General features: G+C 51.4%; 17 protein-coding genes. All 17 read right to left on the bottom strand.

Features of this window, described 5'->3' with window-relative positions:
• Positions 1-21 precede the first annotated feature (21 nt).
• The 17 genes from BUB67_RS03565 to BUB67_RS03485 all read right to left on the bottom strand — a co-directional run bounded on the left by BUB67_RS03565 (position 22) and on the right by BUB67_RS03485 (position 17,828).
• Positions 22-1,002: a PfkB family carbohydrate kinase gene (locus BUB67_RS03565; protein ID WP_274377219.1), complete on the bottom strand. Its 981-nt coding sequence runs from the start codon at positions 1,000-1,002 to the stop codon at positions 22-24.
• Positions 1,003-1,024: 22 nt separating this feature from the next.
• On the bottom strand, positions 1,025-2,557 hold the full coding sequence (gene xylB, locus BUB67_RS03560; protein ID WP_073235863.1) for a xylulokinase: 1,533 nt from the start codon (positions 2,555-2,557) through the stop codon (positions 1,025-1,027).
• A gap of 12 nt (positions 2,558-2,569) precedes the next feature.
• Complete coding sequence (locus BUB67_RS03555; protein ID WP_073235860.1) at positions 2,570-3,583, bottom strand: zinc-dependent alcohol dehydrogenase family protein; 1,014 nt, start codon at positions 3,581-3,583, stop codon at positions 2,570-2,572.
• 14 nt (positions 3,584-3,597) lie between these two features.
• A complete protein-coding gene (locus BUB67_RS03550; RefSeq protein ID WP_073235857.1) occupies positions 3,598-4,638 on the bottom strand; it encodes an NAD(P)-dependent alcohol dehydrogenase in 1,041 nt (346 codons plus the stop codon).
• Between the two features lie 68 nt (positions 4,639-4,706).
• Positions 4,707-5,546, bottom strand: coding sequence for a carbohydrate ABC transporter permease (locus tag BUB67_RS03545; protein ID WP_073235853.1), 840 nt, complete (start codon positions 5,544-5,546; stop codon positions 4,707-4,709).
• A gap of 1 nt (position 5,547) precedes the next feature.
• Entirely contained in the window at positions 5,548-6,480 is a 933-nt protein-coding gene (locus tag BUB67_RS03540) for a carbohydrate ABC transporter permease (RefSeq protein WP_073235848.1), read from the bottom strand.
• Between the two features lie 63 nt (positions 6,481-6,543).
• The gene (locus BUB67_RS03535; protein WP_073235843.1) at positions 6,544-8,064 is read right to left on the bottom strand and encodes an extracellular solute-binding protein; all 1,521 of its coding nucleotides are present in this window, start codon (positions 8,062-8,064) and stop codon (positions 6,544-6,546) included.
• A gap of 137 nt (positions 8,065-8,201) precedes the next feature.
• A complete protein-coding gene (locus BUB67_RS03530; protein WP_073235840.1) occupies positions 8,202-9,302 on the bottom strand; it encodes an ABC transporter ATP-binding protein in 1,101 nt (366 codons plus the stop codon).
• Positions 9,290-10,252, bottom strand: coding sequence for a carbohydrate kinase family protein (locus BUB67_RS03525; protein WP_073235837.1), 963 nt, complete (start codon positions 10,250-10,252; stop codon positions 9,290-9,292). The genes BUB67_RS03530 and BUB67_RS03525 overlap by 13 nt, the downstream gene beginning before the upstream one ends.
• A gap of 15 nt (positions 10,253-10,267) precedes the next feature.
• Positions 10,268-11,044, bottom strand: a complete 777-nt coding sequence (locus BUB67_RS03520) for a DeoR/GlpR family DNA-binding transcription regulator (protein ID WP_073235832.1) — start codon at positions 11,042-11,044, stop codon at positions 10,268-10,270.
• 83 nt (positions 11,045-11,127) lie between these two features.
• Entirely contained in the window at positions 11,128-11,973 is an 846-nt protein-coding gene (locus BUB67_RS03515) for a class II fructose-bisphosphate aldolase (RefSeq protein WP_073235829.1), read from the bottom strand.
• Positions 11,974-12,256: 283 nt separating this feature from the next.
• The gene (locus BUB67_RS03510) at positions 12,257-12,517 is read right to left on the bottom strand and encodes a DUF3243 domain-containing protein (protein ID WP_073235827.1); all 261 of its coding nucleotides are present in this window, start codon (positions 12,515-12,517) and stop codon (positions 12,257-12,259) included.
• Positions 12,518-12,602: 85 nt separating this feature from the next.
• Complete coding sequence (gene lgt / locus BUB67_RS03505) at positions 12,603-13,409, bottom strand: prolipoprotein diacylglyceryl transferase (RefSeq protein ID WP_073235825.1); 807 nt, start codon at positions 13,407-13,409, stop codon at positions 12,603-12,605.
• A gap of 149 nt (positions 13,410-13,558) precedes the next feature.
• On the bottom strand, positions 13,559-13,876 hold the full coding sequence (gene trxA, locus BUB67_RS03500) for a thioredoxin (protein ID WP_073235823.1): 318 nt from the start codon (positions 13,874-13,876) through the stop codon (positions 13,559-13,561).
• 126 nt (positions 13,877-14,002) lie between these two features.
• Complete coding sequence (locus BUB67_RS03495; protein ID WP_073235818.1) at positions 14,003-14,770, bottom strand: helix-turn-helix domain-containing protein; 768 nt, start codon at positions 14,768-14,770, stop codon at positions 14,003-14,005.
• 60 nt (positions 14,771-14,830) lie between these two features.
• The gene (locus BUB67_RS03490; RefSeq protein WP_073235815.1) at positions 14,831-16,531 is read right to left on the bottom strand and encodes a peptidoglycan D,D-transpeptidase FtsI family protein; all 1,701 of its coding nucleotides are present in this window, start codon (positions 16,529-16,531) and stop codon (positions 14,831-14,833) included.
• 73 nt (positions 16,532-16,604) lie between these two features.
• Positions 16,605-17,828: a peptidase U32 family protein gene (locus BUB67_RS03485; protein ID WP_073235812.1), complete on the bottom strand. Its 1,224-nt coding sequence runs from the start codon at positions 17,826-17,828 to the stop codon at positions 16,605-16,607.
• Positions 17,829-17,832 lie beyond the last annotated feature (4 nt).

The raw sequence follows: 17,832 nt of genomic DNA, 5'->3' as shown, positions 1-17,832 counted from the left end.
GTTCACAGGCAGCCTGTCTTCTTACTTCGCATTCATTCTGACTTGGCCCATTCGTTCTTCTACGTCTGCCTTGGTGGGTAAGGCCGGGATGGCCCCGTTCTTGGTGCAAGTTAAAGCTCCTGCTATGTTGGCAAAGGTGCAAATCTCCTGCATGGTGCTTAAAGAAATGTCATGGATTTGGCGGGGGTCATGGAGGCCGATTTCCACCAGTCTTGTCAGCACCGCTGCGGTAAAGGCATCTCCTGCCCCGGTGGTGTCCACGGCCTGGACGGCGATGCCTTCAACAGCCGTAGCAAAATGCTTTGTTTTTACATAGCATCCCCCTGCCCCCAGGGTTACAAAAACCAGGCCGGGACCCAAGGCCAGTATTTGATTGGTTTCCTCTTCAATGCTTTCATTGTTTCCGGTAATAAAAGCCAGTTCCTCCTCGCTGACCTTAACAATGTGGGCCAGGCTCAGGGCAGTGTAAATCTCTTGCCGGGCCGCTGCCAGGGAAGGCCAGAGGGCTTCTCTCAGGTTGACATCCAAAGAAATTATTTTCCCGGCGCTCCTGGCCCATTGCACAGCGTGGTAGGTGGCGCTGCGGCCGGGTTCAACGATTAATGAAACAGTTCCAAAATGAAGAACTTTGGCTTGTTCAATATATTGGATGGCAATCTCTTCCGGGGTCAGCAGGATATCGGCGCAGGGCTGCCGGTAAAAGATAAATTCCCGTTCCCCGTTGTCTTTCAGGGTTACAAAGGCCAAACCCGTCTTTGCTTCCCGGGTCAATACAACAGCCCGTGTATCCACATGATTTTCTTCCAGGGTCCTCAGTAAAAACCGGCCGAATTCATCCTCACCAAACTTCCCTATAAAGCCGGAACTGCCGCCCAACCTGGCAATTCCCACCGCTACGTTGGCCGGCGCACCTCCCGGTCGTTTCTCAAAGGCCGGTGTATCCGCCAGTCCTTTACCCGGGGTGGTCGGGATAAAATCAATGATGGCTTCCCCAATGGCGATAATGTCCGTACGGATGCACCTCCTAGTATATTTCGCCCAACCGCTTAAAGAGAGGTTTCAGAGGCGGGTAAGTGTCTGCATAAATTTGATAGATTTTTTGGTACCGGGCTGCGTTTTGCGGGATGGGTGTCACCCCTTGCAGTTGCTGACGGCTGCAGGTGGCTGCCACCGCCTCTGGCACACTGTTCCAGCACCCGGCGCCCACGGCGCCCAGAATGGCTGCCCCGTAAGCGGGCCCGTCGGAGTTTTCCATCACATGCAAGGGCATGTTCAATACATCGGCCAGGATTTGACGCCATACGGGGCTGCGGCCGCCGCCGCCGGTGATTCGCAGGTCGTCCAAAGCGATTCCCAGACCGGACATAATTTCTACCGTATCTTTCAGGCTAAAGGCCACTCCTTCCATAATGGACCGCACAAAGTGACCTTTGGTATGTTTCAAGCTCATGCCCACAAAGACTCCTCTGGCTAGGGGATCCGCATGGGGCGTGCGTTCCCCGGAGAGGTAGGGCAGGAAGAGCAATCCTTCGGAGCCCGGTTCGATCAAAGCCGCTTCGTCGTTCAACAGTTCATAGGGGTCTTTGCCGGTCAATTGGGCCACCGCCCTTTCTTCCCCAGCAAAGGTATCTCTGTACCAGCGCAGAGAACCGCCGGCGGCCATGGTGACTCCCATCAGGTGCCACTGGCCAGGTACAGCATGACAGAAGGTATGCAACCGGCCGGCCTGATCTACGGCGGGGGTCAGGCTGGGTGTGAAAACGACACCGGAAGTCCCCAGGCTGGCTGTGGCCATACCGGGGCGAATAATGCCGTTGCCTACGGCGCCGGCGGCATTATCACCGGCCCCGGCCACCACCGGGGTCCCCACCGGCAGCCCAGTTTCGGCAGCTCCCCGGACATTTACCCGGCCCACCACTTCGGGGCTTTCAAAGACTTCTGCCAGCCAGGAGCCGGGAATCTCCAGTGCCGCCAGCATTTCAGCGCTCCACTTGCGGTTGACCACATCCAGCAGCAGCATGCCACTGGCATCGGATACATCGGTGGCAAAGACGCCGGTCAAGCGCCAGCCAATGTAGTCCTTGGGTAAGAGTACCTTGGCCACCCGCCTGTAATTCTCCGGCTCATGATTGCGCAGCCACAAAATTTTGGGCGCCGTAAACCCGGCTAGGGCGGGGTTGGAGACCAGCGCAATGAGCCCGCTTTCTCCCACCAGGTCGGTAATTTGCCGACATTCGTCCGCTGTGCGCTGGTCACACCAGAGGATGGCCTCCCGAATAACTCTCCCCTGTGCATCCAGAAAAACCGATCCATGCATCTGGCCGGTTAAGCCAATCCCTTGAATCCGGCCGGGTGAAATACCCCTGCTTAAAATCGTGGCAACTGCATCACAGGTGGCCTTATACCAATCCTCCGGGTCCTGTTCCGCCCAGCCGGGACGGGGGACATGCAGGGGGTATTCCCTGGTTACCTGGAATACCACCTGGCCCTGCTCATCCATCACCAGGGCCTTGACCCCGGTGGTGCCGATATCAATGCCTAAAAACAAACCCTGCATATGACCGCCCTCCTATTTCTTCCAGGGGCATACCAGTACCTTCAAGTCCTTACTGCTCTTGGGCTGAGACAAGTAAGCAGGAAATTCATCCAGACTGATTTCCCTGGTCGTTAACGGGTCGGATACTACCACACCGTTCTTCAAAAGATTCACCGCCGGATGGAAGGTAAACAGCAGCGCCATGGTGCCAAGGATTTCCCAGTCTTTATTATAAATATCAAAGGGGCTGACGGAGACTTTGGCATCCCTGGGGGCGCAACCGAACTGCATGATCTTGGCACGGTTGCCGGCAAACTGGAACATGTTTTCTATCACCGCCGGCACCCCGGTGGCGTCAATGACAATGTCAAAACCCAACGGGTAGGCTTCCTTGAGCCCCGCTGTACCCGTAAAGGTTCTATGGGCACCGAGCTGCCGGGCTATGGCCAGTTTGTCCTCGGCCAGATCCACCACCACCACTTCCGAAGCGCCGCCCTTAACGAGAGACTGCAGCAACAGTAAACCCATGGGACCGGAACCAAACAGCAGCACCTTGTCGCCAAAGCGAATATTTAGACGCCGCATGGCGTAGACCACACAGGAAAGGGGCTCCACAAAGGCGCCCTGCCGGAAGCTCATGGTTTCCGGCAGGCGGTAAAGGTTTTTGGCCGGTACCACCACATATTCCGCAAAGGCTCCGTTTAACGTAACGCCGATGGCGTTCCAGTTTTGGCACATATTGCCCTGGTTGCTTAAGCAGTAGTAACACTCACCACAATAAACCGAGGGGTCCACCGCAACTCTTTCGCCTACCTGCCAGTTCTGCACCCCTTCGCCCAGCTCGTGCACGGTACCGGAAAACTCGTGGCCGGGAATCAGCGGGTAGGGAGAAAGAAAATCTCCCTCCAGAATGTGGTAGTCGGTGCCGCATATACCGCAGGCTTCAACCTTTACCACCACCTGGCCGGGACCGGGGGTGGGATAGGGTACTTCTTGTATGGATATTTTATGGGGTCCTTCAATGACCGCCGCTCGCATGGTTTTCATGTTCATTTGCCTCCTTACAGGTTGACCATAACCTTGATGCTGCCCTGCTTATCGGTTCTCGCTTTGTCCAGGGCTTCTTTGGCCTGATCCAGTGTAAAGCGGTGCGTCACCAGCTTTTCCACCGGGGCGATGCCGCTGGCCAGCAGTTCCACCGCTGTGGGGTAGGTGTTGGCATAGCGGAAGATGCCGAAAATATCCAACTCGCCATCGGCGATGGTAAACACGTTAAAGGGGACTTCGGGGTTGGGCGGCAGACCCACCAGAGCCACTTTGCCCCCGCGGCGGGCCACTTGCACGGCCATCAGGTTGGTGGCGGTGCTGCCGGCGGTTTCAATAGCTACGTCCACACCAACGCCGCCGGTCGCCTGCATGATAACGTCATAAACATTCTGTTCCCTGGCATTGACCATGGTGGTGGCGCCCATCTCCCTGGCCATCTCCAGACGGATGTCCGCCAAATCCGCAGCGATAATGTTGGTGGCCCCAAAGGCCCTGGCAGCCACAACGGTCAGCAATCCCACGGGCCCTAGGCCCAAAACAGCCACGGTATCACCGGGCTTGACGCCGGCCCGCTTGCAGGCATGCAGCCCGACGGAAAAGGGCTCCACCAGAGAAGCGGCTTCAAAGCTCATGTGGTCGGGAATGGGGTGCAAGAAATCCGCACGCATAGCCAGGTATTCGCAAAAGGCCCCATCGTAGGGAGGCGTGGCCAGAAACTCAACGTCCGGACACAGGTTGTAACGGCCTTCTTTACAGAACTTGCACCTGCCGCAGGTGACACCGGGTTCAATGGCCACCCGCTGGCCCACCTTCAGGTTGGTCACGGCCTCACCCACAGCCACCACTTCACCGCCGGCCTCGTGGCCGAGAATCATTGGTTTTTCCACCACATAACGGCCGATTTTGCCGTGCTCATAATAGTGTACATCGGAGCCGCATACACCCACGGCCTTCACCTTTACCAAGGCCTGGTCCGGTTTCAGTTGGGGAACCGGCAACTCTTCCACCCGCACGTCAAGGGGCGCATATAAGACGCAGGCTTTCATTTTTTCCATGGTCAACACTCCTCCCAATTAATAAAAAGTTACAAATATAGAAGAAGGGGCCGGGGCCCCTGTTTTTTCTATTTGACCGCCCCCATGGACAGACCCCGTACCAGGTACTTGCGCACCGCCAGGCCGGTAATCAACATCGGGGTAATAATGACGGTGCCGGTGGCCATGGCCTGGCCCCAGGCGATACCGGTCTGGCTGACCAGCAGCGAGGCAGCAACCGGGATGGTCTGGTTTTCATGGCTGGTGAAGACCGAAGCAAAGGCAAAATCATTCCAGGCAAACATCAGGCACAGGATCCCTGTGGCCACCAGCCCCGGCGTCACCTGGGGCAGGGCAATACGGTAAAAGGCCTGGAACTTGGTGGCTCCGTCCACCATGGCAGCATGCTCCATATCCGGTGGCAGTTCTGCAAAAAAGGTCATCATCATCCAAAGGGCAAAGGGTAAGTTAAAGGTGGTGTAAGCAAAGACCAGACCAAAGGTGGTCCCGATCAAATGAAATTTGGCAAAAATGATATACAGTGGCACAATGGCCGCTGCCACCGGCGTCATGCGGGTACTGATAATCCAAAAGGCAATATCCTTACCCCTTCTGTAGTTTCCTCTGGCCAGGGCATAGCCCCCCAGGGTCCCCAGAATAAGGGCGATGGCTGTTGAGGAAAAGGCGGCGATCATGCTGTTTTTCAAGAAGCCGCCAAAGTTTCCTTCGGTAAACATGAAAGCGTAGGTACTGAAGGTTGGTTTAAAGGTGAACTTGGGCGGCATGGAAAACATGTTGGCCTCGGTTTTCAGGGAGGAAAGAACCATCCAGATAATCGGCAACAGGGCCCACACCATAGCGATGCCTAGGGCGGTATAAATAAGAACAGTGGTGATTAATTTGCGAGATGATACTTTTGTTCCGGCCATTTTATTCCCTCCCGTACATGACTCTGATAAAGGCCTTACCCAGGAAAATGGTCACCACCAGCATGGAAAGACCGATGGCGGCGGCAAAACCAATATCCATAAATCTGAAAGCCACGTCGAAAAGTCGTAAACCGATAATTTTGGTGCTATCCGCCGGTCCACCGGCGGTGGTGATGAAGATGGTATCAATAAAACGCATGATATCCATGGAACGGATCAGTAGGGCCACCACAATGATGCGGAAAGATAAGGGCAGAATGATATAACGCAGCTTTTGCCAGTAGGTGGCGCCGTCCACTTCCGCAGCTTCCAGTGGTTCCGTCGGCAGCGACTGCAGTCCTGATAAAACAATGAGCGTAATCAGGGGGGTCCATTCCCAAACATCTATAAGGATAACAGCCGGCAGGGCTGTGGCAACCGTACCGAAGATGTCGGTGTGGACGCCAAACTGTTGCAGCACCCAGGCGTATAAACCATAACTGCTGTTCAGCAAAAACCAGCCCAAAAGTCCCGCCACAACCGGCGCCACAAAGATGGGCAGCATCCAGAGGGTAACAAACAGATTGCGACCCCAGGGGGCGGCATACAACAGCAGGGCAATGCCCACGCCCAGGATCAATTCCAGTCCCAGGCCGGTCACAGCGTACACAATGGTAACTTTCCAGGACTGAAAGATGAGAGGATCTTTCACCAGCCGGAGCCAGTTGCGGAAACCGGCAAAGGTGGGATTATCAATGGCCAATGAAAAATCCATCAAACTGGCGTAAATCAGGTAGAGAAACGGGAAAATACTAACCGATGCCAGCACTAGCATGGCCGGTGCCAGCATCATATTCTCGGTGGTAAAAAAACGGGCTAAACGTCCCCCGGCGCTGGGGGCACCCTTTGGCTGCGGTTGCGGCATCGAAGCTCCTAGTGCTTTTTCTGTACTCAAAGGTAAACAACTCCCTTCTGCCGGGGTTTAGCAGGGGCCCTTGCGGGCCCCTAGCTAATCCTGTTAGTTACCGGTTAACGCGTCAACTTGCTTGCTGATGGACTCGGCAGTGGTCTTGGGATCCTGCTGTCCGGCCAGCATCTTGGAAAGTTCAGTAAACACGATGGTGTCAATTTGCGGCCACTGGGGAACCTTGGGACGACCATAAGCATTTTCAGCCTTCCAGGCTTCCAGGGTGGCCTTCATGGAGGTCAGGTTCGGCATCTTCTTGGCTTCTTCGGAAGTGGGATCTTCCATGGCTTTCTTCACGGACGCCACATTGTAAACGGAATTACGGGAAGGAGTGGCGCCCCCTACGGGAGACTCCAGGATCATCAGCTGGGTCTGGGGAGAGGTTGCCCATACCAGGAACAACCAAGCGGCTTTCTTCTCTTTCTCGGAAGCGTTGGCGTTGATACCGATACCGGTACCGCCAAAGATGTTGGCAGAACGCTTGGGACCCTTGGGCAGGGTGGTCCAGGCTACTTTGCCGGCCACTTTGGACTTTTCAGGGTTCTCGAACATAGAGGCAAACTCGTGCCATTCGGGAGCCATAGCCACTTCACCGGCGGCAAAGGCTTCCGCCAAACCGTTCCAATCCCAGGACTTGGAGCCGGGGTGAGCAATCTTTAACAGCTTGTTGTAGAATTCAAAGGCTTGAATGGCTTCCGGAGTGGTCAGAGCGGTCTTGCCGGGGTTGGCAGCGCCAATGCCACCCAGATCACGGTTTTCAAAGTAATCGGCGCCGTAAGCATTTAGAATGTTGGAGAAATCGCACATCAAGGAGTCATACTGCTTGGCCTGGTGACCGGTCCCGTATTTCACACCCAGCTCAGCAGCGTGCTTGTTGATATACTCGGCAACTTGATAATACTGCTCCCATGTCATGTTGGGGTTGGGAGTGGGGTCAAAGCCCTTTTCTTTAAGGAAGTTTTCTTTAATCTTGGCCATTACGTCGGTACGGTAAGCCAGTACCATGGTCGGGCAGTCGTAGGGCAGGGCGTACAGTTTGTCCTTGGAGCCCATGTAACCGTCAATTTCCAGCTGGCTCTGAATGAAGTCCTCCAGGCCGCCGGGAATCTTCGGCAAAGTGGGGTCTTTTTCCAATTCGTTTAGATCAACAAACTTGGAAGAGTACTTGGCCAATACTTGATAGGGGTCGGCATAAATCACATGGTACTTGGAGCTGCCGGCACCAAAGTCCAGGCCAACCTTTTGTACCAGTGTACCGAGATCCATCTGCTGGATGTTTACCTTGATACCGGTGGCTTCCTCAAACTCTTTGATATTGGCGGCAATGGCAGAACTGGGCGGTGTGTTCTCGGAAATCACGTTCAGTTCAACACCGGCAAACTGCTTCCAGTCAAAGCCTTCGGGAGCTTGAATTGCGGGTAGGCCTTCAACTTTCTTGAAAGGGCCGTCAACCAGTTTGCCCTGGGCAGCGGGTTCCTTGGCCGTGTCTTTCGCTTTTTCGCCGCCGCAACCGGCCAGAACCAGGGTTAGAATGACCAGGCAGCTCAAAATGGCAAAAAGTTTCTTTTTCAAAATACTCCCCTCCGTTTAATCCCTTTTAATTTTACATAAAGGCCATACAAAAACTTCCTATCCCCTGTTTTTCCAGACACCACCATCCTTTGCAATGAAATGGTTCGTAAAAACCCGGTTAACCCGGGAATTTAAACTTAAAGCAAGGATAGCTCGGTTTCTTGATCAAATAAGTAATACCGGTTGGGGTTAAGGGCAATCTTAACGGTTTCCCCCACTCTGTATCTCGGTCCTCCCACAAACCGGCCAACCAAAGTCTCTTTGCCGAGGGAGAAATAAATTAATGTCTCAGCCCCCAGGTTTTCCACCACGTCCACCCTGGCAGCAAGGTAATTCTCTTCCGCCACCCAGGACAAGCTGTCGGAAATATCCTCCGGCCGAATACCGAATACCAGGGCTTTTTGTTTATAGGGAGCCAGCCTGGCGGCAACCTCGGGGGACAGTAATAAGAAGGAAAAACCCTCCTCATTGACTAGGTAGGTTTCATTCCCCTTTTCCTGCATCCTGCAAGCCACAAAGTTCATGGAAGGTGATCCGATAAATCCGGCCACAAACATATTGGCAGGCCTGTTGTACAGTTCCTCGGGGCTGGCCACCTGCTGAACAATACCGTCTTTCATTACCACAATCCGGTCTCCCATGGTCATGGCCTCGGTTTGATCGTGGGTTACATAAATGGTGGTGGTCTTCAGCCTCTGGTGCAGTTTAGCCAGCTCTGCTCGCATTTGAACCCTGAGCTTGGCATCCAGATTCGATAACGGCTCATCCATTAAAAAAACCTTTGGTTCCCGGACAATGGCCCGGCCGATGGCCACCCTCTGGCGCTGGCCGCCGGACAATTGCCTGGGCTTACGGTCCAGCAAATGTTCTATACTTAAAATGGCTGCTGCTTCCTTAACCCGTTTATCAATTTCACTGGCTGAATATTTCCGCAACTTCAAGCCAAAAGCCATATTCTCGTAGACGTTCATATGGGGATACAGGGCATAGTTTTGAAACACCATGGCAATATCCCGATCCTTGGGCGGCATATCATTGACCCGAATGTCTCCTATGTAAAGATCCCCGCCGGTTATTTCTTCCAGGCCGGCAACCATCCTGAGGGTGGTTGATTTGCCGCACCCCGAAGGACCTACCAAAACAATAAACTCCTGATCCTTAATTTCCAAATTAAATTCTTTAACAACCAGTTGATTGCCATAGCTTTTTACAACCTTATCAAATCTTACTGTTGCCACTTGTGCCCCTCCTGTCTCTCGATGCTGCTGTTCATGAATGCAAAGGTGTTGGCAAGAGATACCACCCCGGTTGCCGCTCCCACGGAAGTGACAGACATGGCGCCCACCGCGTTGGCTAAACGGCCACACCAGTCAATGGGTAACCCCTGTAACACGCCTGCCAAAAGACCTGCCACGAAGCAATCTCCTGCCCCGGTGGCATCAACTGCACGTACTTTAAAGCCGGGAATATGATAAGACGAATCTTGGGTCTGAATATAGCACCCGTCCGATCCAAGTTTGATGACAACTACTTTCACCCCGTAACCTAAGAAGACCTGGGCAATCTCCGCCGAGTTTTCCAGCCCCGTCAGCATTTTGGCTTCCGCCAAACTGGGTATAAATATGTCCAAATGGGGCAGGCAGGGGGCAATGGCCTTCATCCACCTGCCGGTATCATCCCAGGCAGTATCCATGGTGGTCATAAGCCCCTGGGATTTGGCAATTTTCAGCACTTCCGCACAGGGTTCGCCGTCAAACCCCGGCATGAGAAGGGAGCCTGCAATATGTAAAATCCTGGTATTGACAAGGGATTCTTGATTAAAATCCTCTGCCCGCAGCAAAGCATTGGCTCCGGTGTAATGAATAAAACTTCGTTCTCCGGATGAGTCAACCAAAACCATACTGACAGAAGTACCTGCCTGGTTGGTTTTCATAATATATCTGGTGTCAATTCCTGCCTTGATCAGATTATCAATTAAGACCTGACCCAGCCCATCGTTCCCTACCATGCCGCTGACCGCTGCGGTAAAACCCAACTTAGCCAGGGCAGTGGCGGTGTTGGCGGCACATCCCCCGTTATGAAGCTGGATACTTTCCACCAGCTTCAACCCCCCCTTGGGAGGTAAAGCGGTTACAGGCTTCGCTACCAAATCCGCAACGAGAATCCCTAAACATAAAACATCCGGCATAGCAAATACCACCCTTTAACTGGCACCGGTTTCCGCCAGTATAACTTCGATGCCCATTTCCCTTAACTTTTTTACCGTATCTAAGGGCGCTTTATCATCTGTGATAATTTTGTGTACCGCTGTAATGGGGCTGAAACAACTAAAGGAGACCCGGTGAAATTTGCTGTGGTCAGCCATTACAATGGCCTCCCTAGCTATATCAATCATGGCTTTCTTGACTTCCGATTCATACATGTTTTGGTTGGTCAATCCTTGAACCGGGCAAAGCCCGCTGGTGCCGATAAAAGCTTTGTCCACATTAAACCTGAGTAAATTTTCCTTGGCTAGGGAACCCACCAGGGACAGGGTTACATCCCTGACGTTGCCGCCGGTCAAAATCAAGGTAATTCCCTGGACATGGGTTAATTCGTTGACAACAGTTAAAGAATTTGTTAAAACCACCAGATCTTTTTTCTCACGCAGGTATTTGGTCATGGCGGTGGTGGTGGTCCCCGCATCCAGCACAATGGATTCCCCGTCGTTTACCAAAGCCGCCGCTGCCTTGGCAATGGCTTCCTTCTCCAGAACAAACCGTTTGTTCCTTTTTTGAAATGTTATGTCCACATTATTTTTGGGATTCAGGGTGGCTCCGCCGTGGCTGCGTATCAATACACCATGTTTTTCCAGCCTTTCCAAATCCCTGCGGATAGTCATTTCCGATACGCCAAACATTTCTTTCAGTTCGGAGACCTTTACACTGCTGTTCTGCTTGAGCAGTTGAATAATTTTTGTTTGCCGATCAATGGATAGCATACCCTCACTCCCTGTCAAAACAGAACAAACAATGTTATATTTTGTTTGTTTCTGTGAATTTAAACAATATAATGTTCATATCTTTAACCGGCTGCAAAAACTTTGATTTTTTCCATAACAACCTTCTCCATGGCTTGCCGGGCCACCGCTTTTATATCCGGGTAAGCCAGCCCGGGGTTTTCATTTAAGGCTTCTTTGATAGCCTTGTTGGCTTGCAGGGAAAGATCAGTATAGACGTTGATTTTATGGATTCCGCAGGCTATGGATTGGCGGAAATCCTCATCGGAAATCCCCGAACCCCCGTGCAATACCAGGGGGACGTCAGTAAGTTCTTTAATCCTTGTTAGCCGTTGAAAATCCAACTGCGGTTTTCGTTTATACACACCGTGGGCGGAGCCGACGGCAACGGCCAGGGCATCAACTCCCGTGCTCCTGACAAAGGCTGCGGCTTGCAAAGGATCCGTAAGCAAGCCAGTATCATAATCCCCGACCTCCGATTGACCTTCGGCTCCCCCCACGTGCCCCAATTCAGCTTCCACGGAGACCCCGACAGCATGTGCAAAACGAACAATCTCAGTCGTCCTGGCGATATTTTCTTCCAATGGCAATTGGGAACCGTCAAACATGACGGATGTGAAACCATGCCGCATAGCTTTCATAATAGCATCTAAGGTCTGTCCATGATCCAAGTGTAAAACCACCGGAACACTTGCTTGATTAGCTAAATGACAAATAACAGAAGAATATTTCTCAATATCAACATAAGGAAAATGGATTTCTGCCACCGATACAATCACCGGCGAATTCAGCTTGACAGCACCGTTAATAATGGCCTCCAGTGAGTTTATGTCCACCATGTTAAAACAACCAACGGCACAGCCCTGCTGCATGGCTTGTTTTAAGACGGTGCTTAAGTTTACCAGTGTCACTAAAATTCACTACCCTTACATATACTTATCTGAGCCAATTATAACAAAAACCTCTCACAAAAGGAACACTATTTTGTTTGATTATGACACTTTTCGTTTGTTTATGTTATGTGATTTTTTATAGATAAGTATTGCAGAAACTTCTTATAATTATTAAAAAGGCAATTTTACTATACCACCGCAATACTTTTGAGTTGATTTTTAAAATGAAGAAATTAAAAAGAGCGGAGGTGCAAAATAACTTTTGCACCATTAATCAAGAGGAGCCGTCGGCTCCTCTTGATTAATGTCGGGTACTTGCTTTGTGAGACACACGGGCCATAAGGGAGGCAAGGGTTTTCCTTTCTTCTTCGTTTCCTTCATCCCACAATTCTTTCATCAGGCGCTGTTCATCGTTGGCGGGGTCAAATTTGTCGGCAAAGAAGTTGCCCAGCCTGTAGGCAACATTATTGATGGTCTCTTCATCCATGCCAACCCTTTCTCCCAACCCCACTGCATCACCCAAAATCTCTTTCCATTTATGCCAGTTATGACCAATCTCCATCTAATCACCTCCTGGTCATATTTTGTCCTATTCGAAAAGATCAATTCCTTTATGCATTTAAGCAACAAAAAAAGAGGAATACTCCTCATATGTCAGTTTTTATATTTACTTTGTCAGTACTTTTTTTGGCAGAGCGGCGTTCTCGATTGTTGAGGTAAACCATGAAGGCCAAAGCCACACAAACGGTAACAACAGAGGAAACCTGCGCCGCTTTTAAGTCCATAAAGGTACGCAAACTGTCCCCGCGCCAAAATTCCAGCGTAAACCTGCCAATGGAGTAAAGAATAAAATAACTCAGGGCGATAAAACCGTCAAAGGGCTTTCTTTTGTAAATGACAAGCAGCAGGATTAAAACCAATACATCCCAGGCGGCTTCAAACAACACGGCCGGGAAAAGCGGCTGTGAGCCGAAGGCATGATAGGCATCCGTACCTGCAGGATAAACAACCCCCAGGTGTTGATGGGGAATCCCGTAACAACAGCCGTTTAAAAAACAGCCTATGCGCCCGATGGCTTGTCCCACCAGCACTCCGGGAGCCAGGGTATCCAGCATGGGCCAGACAGCAATTTTGTATTTTCGGCAGTACCAGATAACTGCCAGCAGGCCGCCCACCACCGAACCCTGAACGGAAATACCCCCGTTCCAAATGGCCGGGATCTCCAACAGGTGGCTGCCGTAATAATCCCAGCTAAACATGACCTCCCAGATGCGGGCGCCCAGAAGGCCGCCCAGGATGGCATAGAAGGCCAGGTCCGTGACTTCTTCCTGGTAACGCCCCTGGGCTTTCGCCACACAGTAAGATACCAGTAAACCCGCCAGAATCCCAAGGGAGAGCATTAAGCCGAAGGAACGAATCGGATAATCTCCGATATAGAAAAGTATTTGATGCAAAGGAGCCACTCCTTTTCGAGGTTCGAAATTCGTAATTCGAAGTTCCAAAGATTAATTGTCTTACACCATTAATCAGGCTCTTAACGTTATGTCATCTTGGATTGGCAAAGTATAAATCCTCCGTTTGGCAACGGAGGATTTACAAAACTTTATAAAAGAGCGTTGAGCTTCTTTTCCAGATCTGCCTTGCTGGTAAAACCAATAACCTGGTCTACCTTTTGCCCTCCCTTGAAGAAGATGAGGGTAGGAATACTCATAACACCGAATTGTTGGGCCAGGTCTCTGTTTTCATCCACGTTTACCTTGCCGATTTTTACCTTGCCGGCAAACTCCGAGGACAACTGATCAATGATCGGTGCAATGGCACGGCAGGGTCCGCACCAGGCTGCCCAAAAGTCAACCAGTACGGGAATATCGGACTTAAGCACTTCAGTCTCAAAATTTGCGGCATTAAATTCCATTGCCATGTAAAAACCGCCTCCTTGTAATATATGAGTTGAATACTTAAAATAAATAATCTATAGGCATATACCTATATTACTATAATTCTTGTTCGCCAGCAATATATTTTGTAAAAGATATTCCCGTTCCCGTTAATTCAACTCGGAACGCTTGAATAACTGAATGAAATTTAAAATGAACTGCAGTTCTTTTTCATTTAAGTTACAGACCAGACCTAGCACAGCCTGGACATTGGGGTGAATTAAAAGTTCCCTCAGTTCCGGATTCATCAAGCTCACCATCTGGTCCACAGCGCCCGGTTCCATAATGAAGTAGCATGGTGAAACGCCCATCACTTCAGATAATTTTTCTAATGTTTTTAAGGATGGCTGCACCTTACCCTGCTCGATTTGCCCGATTAAGCCGGCTGTCACCCCCGCCAAATTCGCCAGTTGAGCCTGGGTCAGGCCATATTCTTCTCTTAAGTGCTTTAATTTATACCCGAGAGAACCCTCGTGGCCCATCAAGGCCGTGGCGGGTACGCCCAACCCCTCGGCAATCCGCTTCAGGGTGTTCAGTGCGGGATAAACAGTACCTCTTTCAATTTCGCTCAGGTAGGAGAGGGATATCCCTATCTTGTCCGCCAGTTCTTGTAAGGACATACCTCTCTCATTGCGAATAATTCTAATCTTTTCGCCGAGGCCAAGGCCGGAATCGGTGATTTCCCCTTCCACCAACTGTGTCTTTGATACGTTTAATGCTGCGGCTAATTTTTCAATGGTCTTTAAGGAGGGCCTTTTAGAACCCCTCTCAATCTCGCTTAAGTAAGATAAGGAAAGTTTTGCCCGGCGTGCCAGGTCTTGCAATGTGTAGCCTCTTTCCTCTCTTAAAGCTCGAATTTGATCCCCCCGCACTATCATGACAATATCCCCCATACCAAACAAAATATACTAACATTCTACGATAATTTTAAACCACCGTCAATGTGGCGGCAATAGAATACCTTCTACGATCTCCCGAAACACAGGAGCCGCCGTGGCGCCTCCACTGATTCCCTCCTCCACCAGCACTGTAACGATATATCTGGGCTTGTCAAAGGGAGCAAACCCGCAAAACCAGGCATTTACTTTTTTTGACCCGCCGGTCAGTTCTGCCGAACCGGTCTTGCCGGCAGTGCCGTAGTCCGGAACCATTGCTTCCTTCCCCACACCCCGGGTTGTCACCAGGCTTAGCAATCTTTTTAACTCCCTGGCAGTTTCGCAGGAAATCACCTTATGACTGCTTCCCATGGGAAAATGGTTTGTGAACCGGCCCTTTTCGTCCCTCAACCCCTTAACCAGCCTTGGTTCAATGTACACGCCGTTATTTACGATGGCGTTCATCATGGCGGTAAGCTGTACCGGGCTGGTCAGGACAGGTCCCTGTCCGATACTGCTGTTGACCAGGTTATAGGGTTCACCGATTAAACTCAGGTTCTGTCTTTTGTCTCTGGGTACAGGATAGCCGATAATGGTTTGTGATTCCAGTCCAAAAGCTCTGGCGTAGGAAATGAGTTTTACCGAACCAAGCTTCAGGCCCAGTTCCGCAAATACAGGATTGCAGGACTGGGCAAAAGCTTCCTCGAAGGTAATGGGACCGTGGCCGGGTTTATGCCAGCAGCTGATTAAATGGTCCTTTTCCCCTAAACAGACAAAGGTATCGGTGGGTTTCACCAGACCTTCTTCCAGGGCTGCCGCCGCCACCACAACCTTGAAAATGGATCCCGGTTGGTACAAGGCGGTACAATGGTCCAGAAAGGTGTCTTTATGTCCGGACAGGGATAAGGCGATGTTGGCGGGATTGAAGTTGGGCCTGCTGGCCATGGCCAGCAAATCGCCGTTCCTGGCATCCATGACCACCACGGCGCCCCGCTGAACCTTCTGATCCATCACCTTCTCTACCGTTTTCTGGATGTCCAGATCAATGGTTGTTATCACATCCTGCCGGCCGGTTTCACTGTGGCTTTCCCTCTTGATTCCCAGACCGGCAAGCAAGTTGCGGTAGACGTCTACATATGCCTTGGCGAAACGATTGGACTCTCCGGCTTTCAACTGACTTTCGTAAAAATACTCCAAGCCGCTTTTGCCTACCAAATCCGTTAGCTGGTACTTTTTATCACCCAGGTTGTTAAGCCGTTCCAACTGATGGCTGTTTGAAATGGGTCCTAAATGGCCCACCACGTGGGCTGCCAGCGGGGCCGGCCCGTAGCGGAAATAAATCTCCTCCGCCATGATGCCGGGAATGCCCAGTTCCTTTATCTGCCTGACCTGCCGGTAATCCAGGGCAAAGGGCAAAAAACAAGCCCGTCCCTCAAAATACCGGGTCAATTCTTCAGGTTTCCGGCCAAGGATTAAACCCAACTTCCCTGCTGCTTCTTCCTTGTCCAAAATGATCTCGGGGAAAATCACCACCCGGGGTTCCCTGTTACCCAGGGTTAAGGTTTTTTCTCCCGACCGGTCAAAAATGCCGCCCCTCGGGATCTCCTCCAGGGCAACCTTCAGGGTGCGCTGTTCCAGCGCCTTTTGTTTATACTCATCGCCGTGCACCAGTTGGATAAATCCCAGGTGTATAATCAAAGGTACAAAAAGAAAAAAGATAATATAAAAGGTTTTAACCAATCTTTTTTGCTGAAAAATAGTCACTGGCCAAACATCCCTTTAGCAGGCGAATAGGATTCATCCCATATTTTCGCCAAAAACTGGAATGTTTATGCCTTTAGCCAATTCTCCTGAGCATAGACATGGGCGGTACGGGCTCGTCAACCGGCAGTTCAACAATTTGCTGGGGATGAGGTGCAACCTCCATTTGTTCTCCGGTTTCCCCGTCATAGATGGCGGCTACCGTAAGGGTACGGTTATCCCCCCGGGGCACCAGCACCTCCAGGCTTTCCCCTGCTTTGAAGTTGTTGCGCTGCTCCACAATGATTCTGCCGGTTTCTTCGTTATATCCCAGTACCAAACCCACAAAGGCAGCCAGGCGGGTATAGGTGCTTTGTGCCGGTTCAACCGTCGCTGTTTTCCCTTGATCCCCCAGCAAAAAGCCGGTTGTATACTCACGGTGACTGACTTTTCTTATTTCTTCCATCCATTGAGGAAGCGCCTGGTAACCGGCCGGGTTTTTCAGATAACTGTCGATGGCCTGCCGGTACGTCTTCACCACGGTGGCCAGGTAATGGATACTCTTCATGCGTCCTTCAATCTTAAAACTGGTTACCCCTGCCTGTGCCAGTTGGGGAAGGTATTCCAACAGGCAGAGGTCTTTGCTGCTCATAAAGTAGGTTCCCCTGGCATCTTCCTCCACCGGAAAATACTGCCCCGGCCTTTTTTCTTCCACCAAATGATAGCGCCAGCGGCAGGACTGGGCGCAATCGCCCCGGTTGGCATCCCGACCGGTCATAAAGTTGCTGAGTAAGCAGCGGCCGGAATAGGCCATGCACATGGCCCCGTGAACAAAGGCCTCCAGTTCGATGTCCACCCGGGAACCTATTTCTTTTATTTCTTCCAGGGAGAGTTCCCTAGCCAACACAATCCTTTGAACCCCCAGCCTTTTCCAGAAAGCGGCGCTGGCCCAGTTGGTGGTATTGGCCTGGGTACTCAAGTGAATGGGTAAGTCCGGCTGTAATTTTAAAATCATATCAATAACTCCCGGGTCGCTGGCAATGACGCCGTCCGCCCCGGCCCGGGCAATAAACTGCAGGTATGCGGGCAGCGTTTCCAGGTCCGGGTTGTGGGCATAGATGTTGACAGCCACATAGACCTTGACGTTGTGCCGGTGGGCAAAAGTAATACCTTCCAACATGTTTTTGTCATCAAAGTTAGCGGCCCCGGCCCGCAGACTAAACTGCCGCCCCCCCAGGTAGACGGCATCTGCCCCGTAGAGGACGGCAATCTTCAGCTTTTCTAAATCTCCTGCCGGAGCCAGGAGTTCCAAACTGCTCAATCTA

The sequence above is a fragment of the Desulforamulus putei DSM 12395 genome (genome assembly GCF_900129195.1).
GTDB classification, from domain to species: Bacteria; Bacillota; Desulfotomaculia; order Desulfotomaculales; family Desulfotomaculaceae; genus Desulfotomaculum; species Desulfotomaculum putei.
This window is presented reverse-complemented; position numbering and strand designations above follow the sequence as displayed.